General features: G+C 33.1%; 18 protein-coding genes. 17 read left to right on the top strand and 1 reads right to left on the bottom strand.

The genetic code is table 11. From position 1 onward, the window contains the following. Positions 1–94 precede the first annotated feature (94 nt). From OZP12_RS09385 to priA, 5 genes are all read left to right on the top strand, one after another. Positions 95–1,471: a M28 family peptidase gene (locus OZP12_RS09385; protein WP_281228830.1), complete on the top strand. Its 1,377-nt coding sequence runs from the start codon at positions 95–97 to the stop codon at positions 1,469–1,471. A 216-nt stretch (positions 1,472–1,687) separates the two neighbouring features. Then, positions 1,688–2,545 carry a carboxylating nicotinate-nucleotide diphosphorylase gene (gene nadC, locus OZP12_RS09390; protein WP_281228831.1) on the top strand — a complete coding sequence of 286 codons (858 nt, stop codon included), beginning with the start codon at positions 1,688–1,690 and terminating at the stop codon, positions 2,543–2,545. A 4-nt stretch (positions 2,546–2,549) separates the two neighbouring features. Next, a complete protein-coding gene (locus tag OZP12_RS09395) occupies positions 2,550–3,500 on the top strand; it encodes a YihY/virulence factor BrkB family protein (protein ID WP_281228832.1) in 951 nt (316 codons plus the stop codon). Between the two features lie 89 nt (positions 3,501–3,589). After that, complete coding sequence (locus OZP12_RS09400; protein WP_281228833.1) at positions 3,590–4,024, top strand: DUF2147 domain-containing protein; 435 nt, start codon at positions 3,590–3,592, stop codon at positions 4,022–4,024. Between the two features lie 59 nt (positions 4,025–4,083). Continuing rightward, positions 4,084–6,534, top strand: a complete 2,451-nt coding sequence (gene priA / locus OZP12_RS09405) for a replication restart helicase PriA (RefSeq protein WP_281228834.1) — start codon at positions 4,084–4,086, stop codon at positions 6,532–6,534. Between the two features lie 7 nt (positions 6,535–6,541). Here the strand turns inward: priA and OZP12_RS09410 are convergent, their stop codons facing one another. Next, the gene (locus OZP12_RS09410) at positions 6,542–7,237 is read right to left on the bottom strand and encodes a LytR/AlgR family response regulator transcription factor (RefSeq protein ID WP_281228835.1); all 696 of its coding nucleotides are present in this window, start codon (positions 7,235–7,237) and stop codon (positions 6,542–6,544) included. A 165-nt stretch (positions 7,238–7,402) separates the two neighbouring features. On the opposite strand from OZP12_RS09410, the gene rpsF reads away from it, so the two are divergent. The 12 genes from rpsF (at position 7,403) to porD (ending at position 17,090) form a co-directional block, all read left to right on the top strand. Further along, a complete protein-coding gene (gene rpsF, locus OZP12_RS09415; RefSeq protein ID WP_281228836.1) occupies positions 7,403–7,744 on the top strand; it encodes a 30S ribosomal protein S6 in 342 nt (113 codons plus the stop codon). A 5-nt stretch (positions 7,745–7,749) separates the two neighbouring features. Continuing rightward, the gene (rpsR, locus tag OZP12_RS09420) at positions 7,750–8,046 is read left to right on the top strand and encodes a 30S ribosomal protein S18 (protein WP_026715037.1); all 297 of its coding nucleotides are present in this window, start codon (positions 7,750–7,752) and stop codon (positions 8,044–8,046) included. Between the two features lie 66 nt (positions 8,047–8,112). Further along, positions 8,113–8,556, top strand: coding sequence for a 50S ribosomal protein L9 (gene rplI / locus OZP12_RS09425; protein WP_281228837.1), 444 nt, complete (start codon positions 8,113–8,115; stop codon positions 8,554–8,556). Between the two features lie 281 nt (positions 8,557–8,837). Then, positions 8,838–9,311 carry a DUF6495 family protein gene (locus OZP12_RS09430; protein ID WP_281228838.1) on the top strand — a complete coding sequence of 158 codons (474 nt, stop codon included), beginning with the start codon at positions 8,838–8,840 and terminating at the stop codon, positions 9,309–9,311. 74 nt (positions 9,312–9,385) lie between these two features. Beyond that, positions 9,386–11,392: an NAD-dependent DNA ligase LigA gene (ligA, locus tag OZP12_RS09435; protein ID WP_281228839.1), complete on the top strand. Its 2,007-nt coding sequence runs from the start codon at positions 9,386–9,388 to the stop codon at positions 11,390–11,392. 274 nt (positions 11,393–11,666) lie between these two features. Further along, positions 11,667–12,074: a hypothetical protein gene (locus OZP12_RS09440; RefSeq protein ID WP_281228840.1), complete on the top strand. Its 408-nt coding sequence runs from the start codon at positions 11,667–11,669 to the stop codon at positions 12,072–12,074. Positions 12,075–12,327: 253 nt separating this feature from the next. Then, on the top strand, positions 12,328–12,846 hold the full coding sequence (locus OZP12_RS09445; RefSeq protein ID WP_432419523.1) for a DUF6913 domain-containing protein: 519 nt from the start codon (positions 12,328–12,330) through the stop codon (positions 12,844–12,846). An 8-nt stretch (positions 12,847–12,854) separates the two neighbouring features. After that, the gene (dapA, locus tag OZP12_RS09450; RefSeq protein ID WP_281228842.1) at positions 12,855–13,742 is read left to right on the top strand and encodes a 4-hydroxy-tetrahydrodipicolinate synthase; all 888 of its coding nucleotides are present in this window, start codon (positions 12,855–12,857) and stop codon (positions 13,740–13,742) included. Positions 13,743–13,875: 133 nt separating this feature from the next. Next, positions 13,876–14,670, top strand: coding sequence for an outer membrane protein assembly factor BamD (locus tag OZP12_RS09455; RefSeq protein ID WP_281228843.1), 795 nt, complete (start codon positions 13,876–13,878; stop codon positions 14,668–14,670). 8 nt (positions 14,671–14,678) lie between these two features. Then, the gene (locus tag OZP12_RS09460; RefSeq protein ID WP_035634966.1) at positions 14,679–14,996 is read left to right on the top strand and encodes a DNA-directed RNA polymerase subunit omega; all 318 of its coding nucleotides are present in this window, start codon (positions 14,679–14,681) and stop codon (positions 14,994–14,996) included. An 8-nt stretch (positions 14,997–15,004) separates the two neighbouring features. Beyond that, the gene (coaBC, locus tag OZP12_RS09465; RefSeq protein WP_281228844.1) at positions 15,005–16,216 is read left to right on the top strand and encodes a bifunctional phosphopantothenoylcysteine decarboxylase/phosphopantothenate--cysteine ligase CoaBC; all 1,212 of its coding nucleotides are present in this window, start codon (positions 15,005–15,007) and stop codon (positions 16,214–16,216) included. After that, positions 16,209–17,090 carry a type IX secretion system protein PorD gene (gene porD, locus OZP12_RS09470; protein ID WP_281228845.1) on the top strand — a complete coding sequence of 294 codons (882 nt, stop codon included), beginning with the start codon at positions 16,209–16,211 and terminating at the stop codon, positions 17,088–17,090. Before coaBC ends, porD begins: the two co-directional genes overlap by 8 nt.

Genomic DNA, 17,090 nt, shown 5'->3' on the forward strand with positions numbered 1-17,090 from the left:
CAGGATTTTTTTTTGATTTTAAAATCGGTTTTTTGTTTTATAATTTCGAAATTGCACAACTGTTAAATCGATTTAATAAATTAATTAGCCCCAAATGAAAAAAAGACTTCTTCTTTCACTGCTTTTTGCCAATAGTGTTGCTGTTTTTGCCCAAAATAAAGATGAGCAATTTTTTAAGCAGATTTATAATTCGGCGTTGACAAATTCCCAATGTTATTCTTGGCTAGATCATTTGTCAAACAAAATTGGATCACGTTTATCGGGTTCAGTTGGAGCGGAGAAAGCTGTTCAATATACCAAAGCTCAAATGGAACAATTGGGTTTTGATAAAGTATATCTGCAAGAAGTAATGGTACCAAAATGGGTTCGTGGCGAAAAAGAAACGGCTTATATTTTGGACAATAAAAACAAAACTATTGTGCCGATTTGCGCTTTAGGAGGATCTATTGCAACTCCTAAAAATGGAATAACTGCAGAAGTTGTTGAGGTTCATAATTTTGATGAATTGAAAGCTTTGGGACCAGACAAAATAAAAGGAAAAATAGTTTTCTATAACAGACCAATGTACGACGGAGTTATCGAATCTTTTGATGCTTATTCGGGAGCTGTTGACCAACGTGGAGGGGGTGCGAGAGAAGCTGCCAAAATGGGAGCCGTTGGTACAATTGTACGTTCAATGAATTTGAGACTGGATGATTATCCACATACTGGCGCTCAAGGTTATGGTGATCTTCCGAAGGATAAATACATTCCAACTGCTGCTATCAGTACGAATGGTGCCGAATTGTTAAGTAAGAAACTGAAAAGTAACCCTAATTTGAAGTTCTATTTTAAACAAAGTTGCCAGCAATTTGATGATGTATTGTCGTATAATGTAATTGGAGAAATAAAAGGAACTGAACACCCTGAAAAGATAATGGTTGTTGGTGGACATTTGGATTCTTGGGATTTGGCTGATGGTTCTCAAGATGATGGAGCGGGAGTTGTGCAAAGTATGGAAGTAATGAATATTTTTAAAAATTTGAATTACAAACCAAAGAACACGGTTAGAGTGGTTCTGTTTATGAATGAAGAAAATGGAAATAGAGGAGGAACCAAATATGGTGAGTTGGCCGTAACAAATAAAGAAAACCACATTTTTGCTTTAGAAAGTGATGCGGGAGGGTTTGCGCCAAGAGGATTTTCTTTTGAATGTGACGATTCCGATTTTAATAAAATAAATAACTGGAAAAATTTATTTGAGCCTTATTTGATTCACAGTTTTGTAAAAGGACATGCTGGCACTGATATTGGTCCATTGAAATCTGAAAAAATGGTGAAAGCAGGTTTGAAACCGGATTCACAACGTTATTTTGATTATCATCATGCAGCTAATGATAAATTTGATGCCGTTAACAAGAGAGAATTGGAACTTGGTGCAGGAACTATGGCTGCCTTAATTTATATGATTGATCAAAACGGTACCGAATAGTTAGTTTTAAAACTGAAATAATAAAAACCTGTAAGTAACTCGAATGCTTACAGGTTTTCTTTTAAAAACGGGTTTATTTATTGTTCTTTTGATAATTCGATAATTGAAAGAATGCAGGCTAATAAAAATATGTGAAATTCTGATTTTTTAAAAGAGACTTGCTTTTAATTGCACAAAATAAATCCTACTTTAGCGTTCAATTAAAAGAATAAAAAAATGATTAGTGAAGCGCAGTTTCAAAACGAATTAAAAAATTTAATCGTAAATTCTATTAGAGAGGATGTTGGGTCAGGTGATTATAGTTCATTGGCCTGTATTCCGGAAAGTGCTCAAGGAAAAGCAAAATTATTGGTAAAAGAAGATGGAATAATTGCTGGTGTAGCACTAGCTAAAATGATATTTGAATATGTTGATGCCAATATGCAAATTGAAACTTTTATTGAGGATGGTACTCCTGTTAAAAAAGGAGATGTTGTTTTTCATGTTTTGGGGAGTTCTCAATCCATTTTGAAATCGGAAAGAGTAGTGCTGAATACCATGCAACGTATGAGCGCGATTGCTACCAAGACAAATAAATATGTTCAATTGTTGAAGGGAACCAATACAAAAGTATTGGATACGAGAAAAACTACCCCAGGATTCCGTGTGGCCGAGAAATGGGCTGTGAAAATCGGGGGAGGCGAAAACCATCGTTTCGCTTTGTATGATATGGTAATGTTAAAGGATAATCATATCGATTTTGCCGGCGGTATTACTTTGGCAATTGCTAAAACACAGACTTATCTTAAGGAAAATAATTTAGATTTAAAAATAATTGTCGAAGCCAGAGACCTTGATGAAATTGCTGAAATTTTAAAAAGCGAAGGTGTGCATCGAATTTTGATTGACAATTTTAATTATGAAGATACTCGTACAGCAGTGGCTTTGATTGGTGATAAATGCCAAACAGAATCTTCTGGTAATATCACCGAAGAGACAATGCGTAATTACGCAGAGTGTGGAGTCAACTATATTTCATCAGGAGCTTTAACACATTCTGTTTATAACATGGATTTAAGTCTAAAAGCAATTTAGAAATATGACATTCAAAATTGAGGCTAAACTCGAAAATATTCCGGTCATAAGGAGTTTGATGCATGTCTTGAAGAGGATTAAATTTCCTGGTCTGGGCGGTTTCTCTTTATACGACTTGTTGGAATTGTTTTTTCAGGGAGTCATTGATGGTGCTTTTTCGTACCATGCGAGTTCAGTGGCGTTTAGCTTTTTTATGTCGTTGTTTCCTTTTGCGTTATTTATCCTGAATTTAATTCCGTACATACCTATTGAAGGATTTCAGGATGATTTTCTGCAATTTGTAAAGGAAGGAGTGCCGCCAAATACTTTTGATGCAATAGCCAGTATTATCAATGATATTCTTAACAATAGCCATACTGGATTAGTCTCTTCCGGATTTTTCCTTTCCATTTTTTTGATGGCCAATGGGATCAATGCAATTCTTGGAGGATTCGAATCTTCGAAGCATGTTTTGGAAAAAAGAGGTTGGTTGAACCAATATATTGTTGCTTTGGGAATTTCACTGTTGCTCTCGATTATTTTATTGTTAACCGTAGCAATTATTGTGGTTTTTGAGGTTGTAATACAAAGCACAATGATTAAGGATGTTTTGAGCGATCAAATTCCGGCAATTATTTTAGGGCGGTATATTTTTATTGTTTTGATGATATTAATTACCTGTTCTATTTTATTGCGGTATGGGACTAAACAATCACATAAGCCTCCGTTTATTAGTATTGGGTCGGTTTTTACGACGATATTAATTGTTATATCTTCTTATTTCTTTGGAATTTGGGTACTAAGGTTTTCAAAATACAACGAATTGTATGGTTCGATTGGGACATTGTTAATCATGATGTTTTATATTTGGATTAACTGTATGATTTTATTGCTCGGATTTGAATTGAATGCTACTATTCATAAACTAAAAAAGGAAAAAGAGGAAGCTAAGCTGCAACAAGGAAGCATTAACTAAATGAAATTTTGTATTCTTGCCGATAAAAAATTAAAAGTTGGTATTGCATAGATTGGGAATAAAAAATAGCAAATTATAATTTGAAAGAAATGAAAAAAAGTGTCGTATTCAGTTTGGTGGTGTTCTTTTCAATTGTTTTTAATGCCCAAAGTCAAAGTGTGATTGGCAAATGGAAAACAATTGATGATGAAACGGGGAAACCAAAATCGGTGGTGGAAATCTATGAAAAGTCAGGAAAAATATACGGTAAGGTAGTCGAAATTTTTGATGCCAATAAAAAGAATAAAGTCTGTGATGAATGCTCCGGAGATGATAAAAACAAGCCGATTCTAGGAATTATGGTGATCAAAGGATTGCGTAAAGACGGTAAGGAGTATAATGATGGACAAATTTTGGATCCGAATAACGGGAAATTGTACAAGTGCTTCATTACATTAGAAGAGAATGATAAATTGAAAGTAAGAGGTTTTATTGGTATTTCGTTAATTGGAAGAACACAATATTGGTACCGAATTAAAAATTAATTTCCTTTGTTTAAAGTTTATTAGGCAACTTTAAACTTTAAATCTCAAAACAATAATAGATGTTTTTCATCGAAGTAATTTTACCGCTTTCACTTGCCAAGACTTTTACGTACAGGATTTCGGAGGCTGAGTTTCTTTTTTTGAAAAAAGGAATGAGGGTTACGGTGCCGTTTGGAAAAAGTAAAATCTACACAGCACTTGTTATTGAAATTCACAATAATGAACCTACTTTGTATGAAGCCAAAGAGATTCATCAAATTTTGGATCATTTTCCACTTGTAACCGAATTTCAAATCAATCATTGGACTTGGATTGCCGATTATTATATGTGCGCTATTGGTGACGTGTATCGCAGTGCTATGCCAAGTGCATTGTTATTGGAAAGCGAAACGGTGATAACTAAAAAAAATGATTTGTTTGTTGATGAAAGCTTGCTTTCGGATGATGAATATTTGGTTTATGAAGCTTTACAGAAACAAAGTTCTTTGAAGGTTCAGGATATTATTTCGATTTTGAATAAAAAAAGTATTTTTCCGGTTATTCAAAAAATGATTGATAAAAATATTTTGACTCTTGAAGAAGAAGTTCAGGAAAGTTATAAACCTAAGTTGGTGCGATACGTTCGTTTGCATTCAAAATATAATTCGGATGAAGGTTTAAAGGATTTACTCGAAGTTCTTAAAAATGCCAATAAGCAAAAAGAAGTGGTTTTGAATTACTTCCAATTAAATGCTTCCGAAAAAAAGCCTATTTCTGTAAAAAAGCTTGCCGAAACTTCTCAATCTTCGCCTGCAATTGTTAAGGCGTTGGTAGAAAAAGAAATTCTTGAAGAATACCTTTTGCAGGAAGACAGAATCAATTTTTCTGGAAAAGAAAGGGAAGGTGAGTTGGAATTGAGTGTTGCCCAACAAAATGCTTTTGAATCCATAAAAGAAGCTCTCGAAGAAAAACCGGTTTGTCTTTTGCATGGCGTTACTTCAAGCGGAAAGACTGAAATTTACATAAAACTCATAGAAGAATATTTGGCAACGGGAAAACAAGTGTTGTATTTGTTGCCCGAAATTGCTTTGACCGCTCAATTGGTTTCCAGGCTGCGAACACATTTTGGTAATAAAGTGGCTGTTTTTCATTCTAAATACAATAATAATGAAAGGGTTGAGGTTTGGAATCAGGTTTTGTCAAATGCTGAAAAAGCTCAAATTGTAATTGGTGCGCGATCAGCTTTGTTTTTGCCGTTTTATGATTTGGGATTTATAGTTATTGATGAGGAACATGAGCAGACTTTTAAGCAATCGGATCCGGCGCCAAGATATCATGCGCGTGATGCGGCAATAGTTTTGGCCAATGCTCACAAAGCCAATGTGCTTTTGGGGTCTGCTACACCTAGCCTTGAAACTTATTACAATGCAAAATCCGGTAAATTTGGTTTTGTTGAAATTTCAGAACGCTTTGGTAAAGTTAGTTTGCCGGAAGTGTTGCTTGTTGATTTGAAAGATAAGTACTTTCGAAAAAAAATGAACGGTCATTTTAGTGATGTTTTGATAGATGAAATCACTACGGCTTTGTCATTGGGAGAACAAGTGATTTTGTTTCAAAATAGACGGGGTTATTCGCCTGTAATCGAATGTATGACTTGTGGTCATGTTCCGCATTGTCAGTCGTGCGATGTGAGTTTGACCTATCATAAGCATAAGAATCAACTGCGTTGTCATTACTGTGGTTATAGTATTGCAAAGCCTACCCATTGTCACGCCTGCCATAGTGTTGATTTAACAACTAAAGGTTTGGGAACTGAACAGATTGAACAGGAGTTATTGACTATTTTTCCGAATGCAAAAACAGGAAGGATGGATCAGGACACAACGCGAGGAAAATTTGGTTTTGAGAAAATTATCGATAGTTTTAAAAATAGGGAATTTGATATTTTGGTTGGGACCCAAATGCTTGCCAAAGGATTGGATTTTGATAATGTAAATTTGGTTGGTATCATGAATGCCGATACCATGTTGTATCATCCCGATTTTAGAGCTTTCGAAAGAAGTTTTCAAATGATGACCCAAGTTGCGGGACGTGCTGGAAGATCCGAAAAAAAAGGAAAAGTAGTTATCCAGACTTATAATCCGAATCATAATACTATACAACAAGTCACGAATTCAGATTATCAAGGGATGTACAAAGAACAATTGTATGACAGACAAATTTATAAGTATCCACCTTATTTCAGAATTATAAAATTGACTTTGAAACATCGCGATTTTGATAAATTAAAGCAAGGTTCCATGTGGTTGTATCAGGTGTTGAGTCAAAATTTGACCATGCCGGTTTTGGGACCGGAAGAACCTGCAATTAGTAGGATCCGCAATGAGTACATTAGAAGTATAATTGTAAAGATACCTCAAAATGTGTCAATTGTAAGCACAAAAAAAACTATTCAGAAGATATTGAATAGTTTTGAGGCTGTTTCACAATACAGAGCTATAAAAGTTACTGTAAATGTTGATTTTTATTAAAGTAAAATTACGAATAGGCAAGTGCTTTTACTAAGTCTTCTTTTTTGTTGCGACTCAAAGGAATTTTCGTCACGCCAATTTCGGCAAACTTACTGTTGAAACGATCTATTTTGTCAATATTTACGATATAAGATTTGTGAACTCTTATGAATTTGTCTTTTGATAAATCATTTTCAAAAGATTTCATAGTTGAAAGAACTAGATTACTGTCATCTTCAGTAACTACTTTTACATAATCGCCAAAAGCTTCGATCCACTTAATTTTAGAAGTAAAAACTTTTAATTTTTTCAGGTTGCTTTTGATGAAAATATGTTCACCTTCATCTTCTTTATTCTCTCTCTTAAGGAGGTAATGGTCAATAGCCCTACGCACAGAAGCATTAAAACGCTCAATAGAAATTGGCTTTTGTAGATAATCTGTAGCATCATAATCAAAAGCTTTCATGGCATATTCAGCTTTCGAAGTAATGAAGATAATCTGGGGCTTGGTTTTTAAACCATCAAGGAAATCAAAACCACTAATAACAGGCATCTCAATATCAAGAAATATTAAGTCTACCGTGTGAACAGTCATACAACTTTTGGCTTCTATTGCGTTAGAAAAATCACCAATCAAATTTAGATTAGTGTGGTTATTCACTAACTTTGCAATAATCATCCGTTGTATTGAACTGTCATCTACGACTACACAGTTAAGTTTCATAATTTCAAATTTTTGATTTGGTTGAGTAAAAATAGTTTTTTTTTTTATAAATCTAAAAAAAATCAAACCTTTTTTAGTTGTTCGTCGATTATAGTTGTTTTGTGCTTGCAGGTTCAAAAAAAAAGATTACTTTTGCAGCCAATTTAACAAATAAATAAATTTTTTATGAATCATTATGAAACTGTTTTCATTTTAAATCCCGTTTTATCTGAGGTTCAGGTAAAGGAAACAGTAAGCAAATTTGAAGATTTTCTTACTACTCGCGGAGCTGAAATGGTATCGAAAGAAGATTGGGGCCTTAAAAAAATGGCTTACGAAATTCAAAACAAAAAAAGTGGATTCTACCACTTATTCGAATTCAAAGTATCTGGAGAAGTTCTTGTTGCTTTCGAAACTGAATTTAGACGTGACGAAAGAGTTATGCGTTTCTTAACTGTAAGTCTTGACAAACATGCTATCTCTTGGGCTGAAAGAAGAAGAGCAAAACTTAAATCTCAAAAAGCTTAATTATCATGGCAACATTACAACAATCTGCTTCAGGAAAAAAAGACGGGGATATCAGATATCTAACGCCTTTAAACATAGAAACCAACAAAACTAAAAAGTATTGTCGTTTCAAAAAATCAGGTATCAAATATGTAGATTATAAAGATGCTGATTTCTTATTGAAATTCGTTAATGAGCAAGGAAAAATTCTTCCTCGTCGTTTAACAGGAACTTCATTAAAATACCAAAGAAAAGTGTCTGTAGCTGTAAAAAGAGCTCGTCACTTAGCTTTAATGCCATACGTGGCCGATTTATTAAAATAATTAAAAATTAACAGTTGTTGTCCCGATACTATCGGGACTAACTTCTAAAAACATAAGGACAACAACATGGAACTTATTTTAAAACAAGACGTACAAAACTTAGGATTTAAAGATGATGTAGTATCTGTAAAACCAGGTTATGGTCGTAACTATTTGATCCCTCAAGGATTTGCTGTTTTAGCAACTTCTTCAGCTAAAAAAGTTTTGGCTGAAAACCTAAAACAAAGAGCGCACAAAGAAGCTAAAGTCGTTGCTGATGCTAAAGCATTGGCTGAAGCTCTGAAAGCTGTTGAAATTAAAATCTCTGCAAAAGCAGGTGGTGAAAAATTATTTGGTTCTGTTACAAATATTGATATTGCTGCTGCTTTAGCTGCTGCAGGTCAACAAATTGATAGAAAATTCATTACTTCTGGTGTTGTAAAACGTACTGGTAAATATGCTGCTACTGTTAGATTACACAGAGATGTAATTGTAGAATTACCATATGAAATTATCGCTGAAAAAGCATAATTTCTAAATTAATATTTTAAAATCCCGATACAAATCGGGATTTTTTTGTTTAAACCGGAGTCATTATTAATTTGGAGCAGAAAGATTGGGGATTTTAGCCGGCATAGTCCCGCTATCCGTTGCAATCTTATTTGCCGAACCCCGGCAAACAAGGATTTCCACTTCTATCGGGGCTAAGGGGAGATATTTTGCATTTTTGCTATCATAGCATGTTTAATTTCTAAAATCTGATTTCATATTTTTAACTTCTAATCTCTAACTTCTAATCTCTAACTTCTAAAATGAAATACGCTAGACTTACAAAAGAACAATTTGAAGAGTTAACTCAAGAATTTACTAATTTTTTGGCTACCCAGGCAATTGATAAAGCGGAGTGGGATAAAATTAAAGCCGAAAAACCGGAGGTTGCTGAGCAGGAATTGGATGTTTTTTCAGATTTGATTTGGGAAGGTGTTCTTACTAAAGCGACTTATTTGGAGTTTTTCTCAAAAAATCATGTTTTTCTTTTTGAGTGTTTTGATACTTACATTAAATCAATTGTATTGAAATCTTTGGATCCAGAAGTTGATTTCTTAAGTAAAGAAGGGTTACATTGGTTGAGCGATAATATGTTTACTGATTCGCTTGAAATGAAAGTTGGAAAAAAAGAATTTACAGATGAACGTAATGTTTCTATTTTTCAATTGATTCAGCAGGGATCATTTTTAAGTGACGGTCAATTGTACAATCAAATTAATTCGATTATCGAGGCATAAATTTGATTTTTAAAATTTAAATTGGTTATTTTAGTAGCTCATTAGATATACTAAAATAGCCAATTTTTTGTTTTATGGATACACTTCAAATCATTCAAACTTTAAGGGAAGAACTCAATCTTCACAATTATAATTATTACGTGTTGGATAAGCCAACATTGTCTGATTATGAGTTTGATATGAAATTAAAAGAACTTCAGGATTTGGAAAATAAACATCCTGAATTTTTTGATGCCGATTCACCAACACAGAGAGTTGGAGGAGCGATAACCAAAAACTTTGAAACAATAGCCCATGAACACCGCATGTATTCATTGGATAATTCCTATTCGAAGGAAGATTTAATCGATTGGGAAAACCGTATCCAAAAAGTTTTGGGTAACGTGCCATTAGAATATACATGTGAATTAAAATATGACGGAGCATCGATAAGTATTACCTACGAAAATGGAAAATTAGTGCGGGCGGTGACGCGTGGAGATGGTTTACAAGGGGATGATGTGACGAATAATATCAGAACTATAAAATCCATTCCTTTAAAATTAAAAGGAGAGGGCTATCCTTCAAAATTCGATATTCGCGGAGAAATTATTTTGCCTTTGGCTGGATTTGAAAAAATGAATCAGGAATTGATCGAAATTGGAGAAACGCCTTATTCCAATCCAAGAAACACAGCTTCCGGAAGTTTGAAACTACAGGATAGTGCAGAGGTTGCAAAGCGGCCGTTGGACTGTTTGCTGTATTTTTTGATTGGTGCCAATTTACCGTTTGATTCACAATTTGAAGGGCTTGAAAAGGCAAGAAGTTGGGGGTTCAAAGCGCCTGTAGAAGCTAAATTGGCTAAAAGTTTGGATGAAGTTTTTGAGTTTATAGAATATTGGGACGTACATCGTCACGATTTGCCGTATGAAACCGATGGTGTTGTGATAAAAGTAAATGATTTTCACCATCAGGAAGAATTGGGTTATACCGCAAAATCGCCAAGATGGGCTATTGCATATAAATTCAAAGCCGAACAAGTTTCTACTAAATTGAAATCCATTTCGTATCAGGTTGGACGTACCGGTTCAATTACACCAGTTGCCAATTTGGAGCCTGTGCAATTGGCAGGAACTATTGTTAAAAGGGCATCTTTGCATAATGCGGATCAAATTGAAAAATTGGATATTCGAATCCATGATACTGTTTTTGTGGAAAAAGGAGGGGAGATTATTCCTAAAATTATTGCCGTTGATTTAAGTAAAAGACCTGAAAATTCCAAACCAACAGAATATATAACACATTGTCCTGAATGTGAAACCGAATTGATAAGAGGTGAGGGAGAAGCGAATCATTATTGCCCGAATTATTATGGCTGTCCACCGCAGATTATAGGTAGAATTCAGCATTATATTTCGAGAAAAGCGATGGATATTGAAGGACTTGGTGGAGAAACGGTTGCGTTGCTTTATAATAATGGATTGGTACATAATTACGCCGATTTGTACAAATTGACAGTCGAAGATCTTTTGCCTTTGGAAAGAATGGCACAAAAATCTGCAGAAAATTTAGTTAAGGGTGTTGAAAATTCTAAGAACATTCCGTTTGAAAGTGTATTGTTTGCATTAGGAATACGATTTGTCGGTGAAACCGTGGCTAAAAAATTGGCGAAGCATTATAAAAATATTGACGCATTGCAACAGGCAACTTTGATGGATTTGATTTTGGTGGATGAAATCGGTGAAAGAATTGCCCAAAGCGTAATTGACTTTTTTGAAAATGATGAAAATAGGGAAATTATCAAAAGGTTGAAAAGTTATGGCGTACAATTTGAAATTATCGAAAAAATAAATCCTAATGCAACAGATAAATTATCAGGTAAAACATTTGTGGTTTCGGGTGTTTTTTCAACTTTTTCAAGAGATGAATTAAAGAAAGCGATCGAAGATAATGGTGGAAAAATTGGGAGTTCCATATCTGCAAAGACTGATTTTGTTGTTGCGGGTGACAATATGGGACCTGCCAAACTTGAAAAAGCAAACAAACTTAACATATCAATAATTTCTGAGGATCAATTTATATCAATGTTGAATGAAAGCTAGTACTCCGTCACTTGTATTGTTTTTTGTTACTTCTTTTTTGGCAATTATATTCAAATTACTTGGATTCGGAACTTTGTTACTTTTTTTTAAGTCAATAATAATTCCTTCACTGTTTATCTATTATTTGGTTTCAAATAATTATAAGATCACATTTTTGAAGGCATTGATTTTTTTACTTTTTTTTACCAGAGATGTTTTTAATCTATTGAAAATAAGTGAATCTGCGATTGGGTCTTTTATGTGTGTATTGTTAGTTTATGTTTTGCTAATATATTTGGCACAAAAAGATTTCAAACAATTGAAATTTAGTTTTGGAGATAGTTTTTCTGTTGCCGCTTTAATCCTTGGTATAGCAACAATTTGTTATTCAGTTTTAAATTTAAAATTGGAAAATTTAGAACTGAATTTTTCTTTGTATGTACTTTTTGGATTGATTTTAAGTGTTTTGAGTATAATTACAATTTTAAATTATATCAAGAATAGTACTTACGCCTTTTTTAGTGCGATGTTAATGTGTATTAATTTTATAGTTTCAGATATTTTCTTTGTGCTGTATAAGTTTTATTTTTATAATTATTTCCTAACGCTAATTAGTATTATCACTCAATTTTTATCTTATTTCTTCATGGTTAGGTATTTTTTAGAGAGAGATAATGTGATTGAAGATTTAAATGATTATTGATTTTTCTTGGCTAGTTTTGTTAGTTTTCGATGATGCTTTTTTTTTGTAAAATATACTATATCAGTTTTTAATTTATATAAAATTGAATGGTTTTGCATTCATTTTAGAAAGCTGTCTTTTTGTTACGGCATTAAATAATGAAAGACCATTGTTAAGAATGTAACAAAAAGTTTTAAATATACAGTATAGTTTTTTAGCTTTGCCATCTTTAATGTGACTTAAATAATTAAATTTGTAATCTTGTAAAAATGCTATGTTTTTAGATTATATAAAGAGTTTCGTCTTAAAAAATACTTTAAAAAAGAGCCTTTTTAATGTTAAGGAGGAGTCATTAAGGTCTGCCATTGTAAAGGTTGGTTTGATTGTTGATGAAAGTAATTTTTTAGAAACAGCCGCCTTGAAACAAGAAATAGTTTCCAATGGAATTTTGGAAAACAATATTAAAGTTATTGCTTTTCGGGATAATTTTAAAAGTAAAGAGGAGTATTTGAATCCTACATTTGGATTTAAGGATTTGGATTTTAAAAGTAATTTTACAAAGGAGTCAATAAATGAGTTTCTTTCAGAAGAGTTTGATTTGTTGATTAATTATTATAGTGAAGAAAACCCTATTTTGTTGCTTTTGACAAATAGGACTAAGGCAAAGTTCAAAGCAGGTTTTTCAAGTGTTGATAAAAGATTGAACCATTTTTTGATAAACATTGCTTCAGATGATTATAAGGGATTTGTAAACGAATTGTTTCGGTACTTAAAAATATTAAATAAAATATAATTTAAATTATGCAATCATTAATAGGGACAGGTGTTGCCTTGATCACACCGTTTAAAGACGATTTTACAATTGATATTGAAGCTTTGAGAAGAATTGTAAATTTTTCCATAGACGGCGGAATTGAATATCTTGTTATTTTAGGCACCACAGCAGAGAATGCTACCTTGACGCAAGAAGAAAAAGAGTTGGTAATTGCAACAGTAATTGAAGTGAATGCTGGTAGATTGCCTTTGGTTCTTGGTGTGGGAGGAAATAATACAATGAAGGTTGTTGAGGAATTGCGTACTAGAGATTTGTCTCCATTTGTTGCTATTTTATCTGTTTCTCCTTATTATAACAAACCTAGTCAGGAAGGAATTTACCAACACTTTAAAGCAGTTGCTGAAGCGTCACCAATTCCGGTTATTTTGTATAATGTACCGGGAAGGACTTCTAGTAATATGTTGCCTTCAACTGTTATTAGATTAGCAAATGATTTTGAAAATGTTGTTGCTATAAAAGAAGCTGCAGGCGATTTAGTTCAGGCGATGCAGTTGTTGAAAAATAAACCAAAAGATTTCTTGGTGATTTCCGGTGACGACATGATTGCTTTACCTGTTGTTTTAGCTGGCGGTGCAGGAGTAATTTCGGTAATTGGACAAGGTTTTCCAAAAGAGTTTTCCGAAATGATTCGATTGGGATTGAACAGAAAGGTGGATGAAGCTTTCAAATTGCAATATTTATTGACTGATTGTATTGATATGATATTTGAACAAGGTAATCCTTCTGGTATTAAAGAAGTGTTCCAAGTTCTTGGTATTTCAGAAAATGTTGTGCGTTTACCATTGGTTCCTGTAAATGAATCTTTGGCGGAGCGTATAGCTCTATTTGTTAAAAAAATGGTTAAAAACACATAAAAAGTAGCTGTTTTTTTAAATAAAGATTTATTTTGTAATAGCTAAATTAATAACTAAATTTGCCACCTACCTTTGGTGGCATTTATTGTATATTCAATTTGCATTTACAATAAAAATAAAATCAGTGAATAAAATGAAAAAAATAATATCTGTATTGTTTGTTGTTCTTTTTTTAGGTTCTTGTAGTGATTATCAGGCGGCATTAAAAACCGAAGATCCGGCTAAGAAATATGAATTGGCTTCAAAATTATATGACGAAGGTAAATATTCAAAAGCAATTCGTCTTTTTGAGCAATTGGCACCAGCATATAGAGGAAAACCTCAGGGTGAAAAATTGTTTTATATGTTTGCCCAATCTTATTATAAAACCAGACAATATTATTTGGCAGGATATCAGTTCGATAGCTTTATGTCAGGATATCCAAGAAGTGAAAAAGCAGAAGAATGTGCTTTTTTAGGAGCTCAGAGCTATTCAAAGTTGTCACCTGTTTACAGCATTGACCAAACGGATACTTTTAAAGCAATAGAAAAGATTCAAGGTTTTATAGATCGTTATCCAAATTCTAAATATACCGCCGAAGCGAATGAGTTATCTAGAAAATTGAACGAAAAGATTGAGCGTAAGGTTTATGAAAATGCATTAGAATATAATAGGATTTCGAACTATAAATCTGCAATTATTGCTTTTGATAATTTTATAATAGATTATCCTGGAACTTCATTTAAAGAAAAAGCTTTATATTATAAATTGGATTCCGCTTATTTATTGGCTATAAATAGTGTTTCTTCAAAAATGGAAGAGCGATTAAATGTAGCCAAAGCGAGTTATAATAGTTTGGTTAAATTTAAACCAGATACAGAATACAAAAAAAAGGCTGACGAAATGTTGGCACAAATTGATGTTGAATTGAAAAAATATAATAAATAAATAAAGTCATGGATTTAAAAAAGACAAATGCTCCGGTAAATACAATAACTTACAACAAAACAGTTATTGAAGAACCTACTGGAAATGTGTATGAGGCGATAACAATTATGGCTAAAAGAGCAAATCAAATTAATTCTGAAATCAAAAAAGAATTGACTGAGAAGTTAGAAGAATTTGCTACTTACAATGACAGTTTAGAAGAAGTTTTTGAAAATAAAGAACAAATCGAAGTTTCCAAATTCTATGAAAAACTTCCAAAACCACACGCTTTGGCAGTTCAGGAATGGTTAGATGGTAAAATTTACCACAGAGAAGCAAATAAATAATAGGACTAATGTCAGTTTTAAGCGGAAAAAAGATTTTGCTGGGAATTTCTGGTGGGATCGCTGCATATAAAACGGCTTCATTAGTTAGACTCTTCATAAAAGCAGGTGCACATGTCCAAGTGATAATGACACCTGCTTCTAAGGATTTTATAACTCCACTTACTTTATCGACATTATCTAAGAATCCCGTTTTTTCTGAATTTTATAATAAAGATGAAAAAAATGAGGAATGGAATAGTCATGTAGAATTAGGACTTTGGGCAGATTTAATGGTTATTGCGCCTGCAACTGCTAATACATTGTCTAAAATGGCAAATGGCTTGTGCGATAATCTTTTGGTAGCCTGTTATCTCTCTGCAAAATGCCCTGTATATTTTGCTCCGGCAATGGATTTAGATATGTACGCTCATCCATCAACGCATGAAAGTTTCAATTCTTTAAAAGCATTTGGAAACATAATGATTCCAGCTGAAAGTGGCGAATTGGCAAGTGGTTTGTCAGGTGAAGGACGAATGGCAGAACCAGAAAATATCGTTTCATTTCTGGAAGCTGATCTTGAAAGTAAATTGCCTTTAAAAGGGAAAAAAATTCTAATTACTGCGGGACCAACATACGAAGCAATTGATCCGGTTCGTTTTATTGGAAACCATTCTTCGGGGAAAATGGGATTTGACATTGCTCAAAGTGCAGCCAATTTAGGAGCATCGGTAGTGTTAATTTCTGGACCAACTCATTGTAAAATAAATCATTCACTGGTTCAGGTGATTCCGGTAGTTTCAGCTCAGGAAATGTATGAAGCTTGTCATCAGTATTATCATGAGGTAGATGTGGCTATTGCTGCCGCCGCCGTTGCTGATTATAGGCCTAGAGATGTCGCTTCGCAAAAGATTAAAAAGACAGCTGATGATTTTGTAATTCAGTTGGAAAAAACCAAAGATATTTTGGCTTCGCTTGGTGAAGCTAAAAAAAATCAATTTTTAATAGGCTTTGCTTTAGAAACTGAAAATGAAATTGATAATGCTAAAGCAAAAATTCAGAAAAAAAACTTAGATTTGATAGTTCTTAACTCATTACAGGATCAAGGAGCTGGATTTGGCAAAAATACTAACAAAGTTACCTTTATCGATAGTGCATTTAAAATAGAGCCAATGGATTTGAAATCCAAAATGGCTGTGGCAGATGATATTTTAAACAAAGTAATAGCTCATTTTTATGGTTAGATTTGTTTGGTTTCTATTTTTTAGTTGTGGTTTCATTCAAGCCCAGCAGTTGAATTGTACCGTAACGATAAATACACAAAAAATAAACAATCCCAATCAACAGGTTTTCAAAACGCTGGAAACCGCCATAAATGAATTTGTCAATAAAACGGACTGGACCGGACAAACACTTTCACAAAAAGAAAAAGTGAATTGTTCGATGTATATTACCCTTTCGAGTTATAGTTCGGATCAATTTGTAGCTAATATTCAAGTGCAATCTTCAAGAAGCATCTATAATTCGACTTATTCTTCTCCAGTTTTGAATATAAATGATAAAGATTTTACTTTTAATTATACCGAATTTGAAAATCTGATTTATAACCCAACGAGTTATTCTTCAAATCTGGTTTCAGTGCTATCATTTTATAGTTACATTATTTTAGGAATGGATGCAGATACTTTTATTCCTATGTTTGGAGACCGTTATTTTAAGGAAGCCATTAATATTGCTAATCTTGCCCAACAGGGTGGAAACAAGGGGTGGAATCAATCAGATGGGACAATGAGTAGATATATTTTGATAAATGATTTATTGTCTTCAACTTTTAATGAAATCAGACAATCTAGTTTCCAGTATTATTCAGGGTTAGATATTATGCACGAAGACACGAAGAAAGCTAAAGAAATTATTAAAGGCTCATTGATTAATTTAGCCAAATTGAACGGAACCAGGCCAAATTCCTATCTATTAAGAATTTTTATGGATTCAAAATCGGATGAAATTGTATCAATTTTTTCAGGAGGTCCTTCTATTCCTATAAATGATTTGGTAGATAGTTTGAATAGAACTTCTACTTCAAATTCTAGTAAATGGCAATTGCTAAAATATTAG

It is taken from the genome of Flavobacterium aquiphilum (assembly GCF_027111335.1).
Classification (GTDB): Bacteria; Bacteroidota; Bacteroidia; order Flavobacteriales; family Flavobacteriaceae; genus Flavobacterium; species Flavobacterium aquiphilum.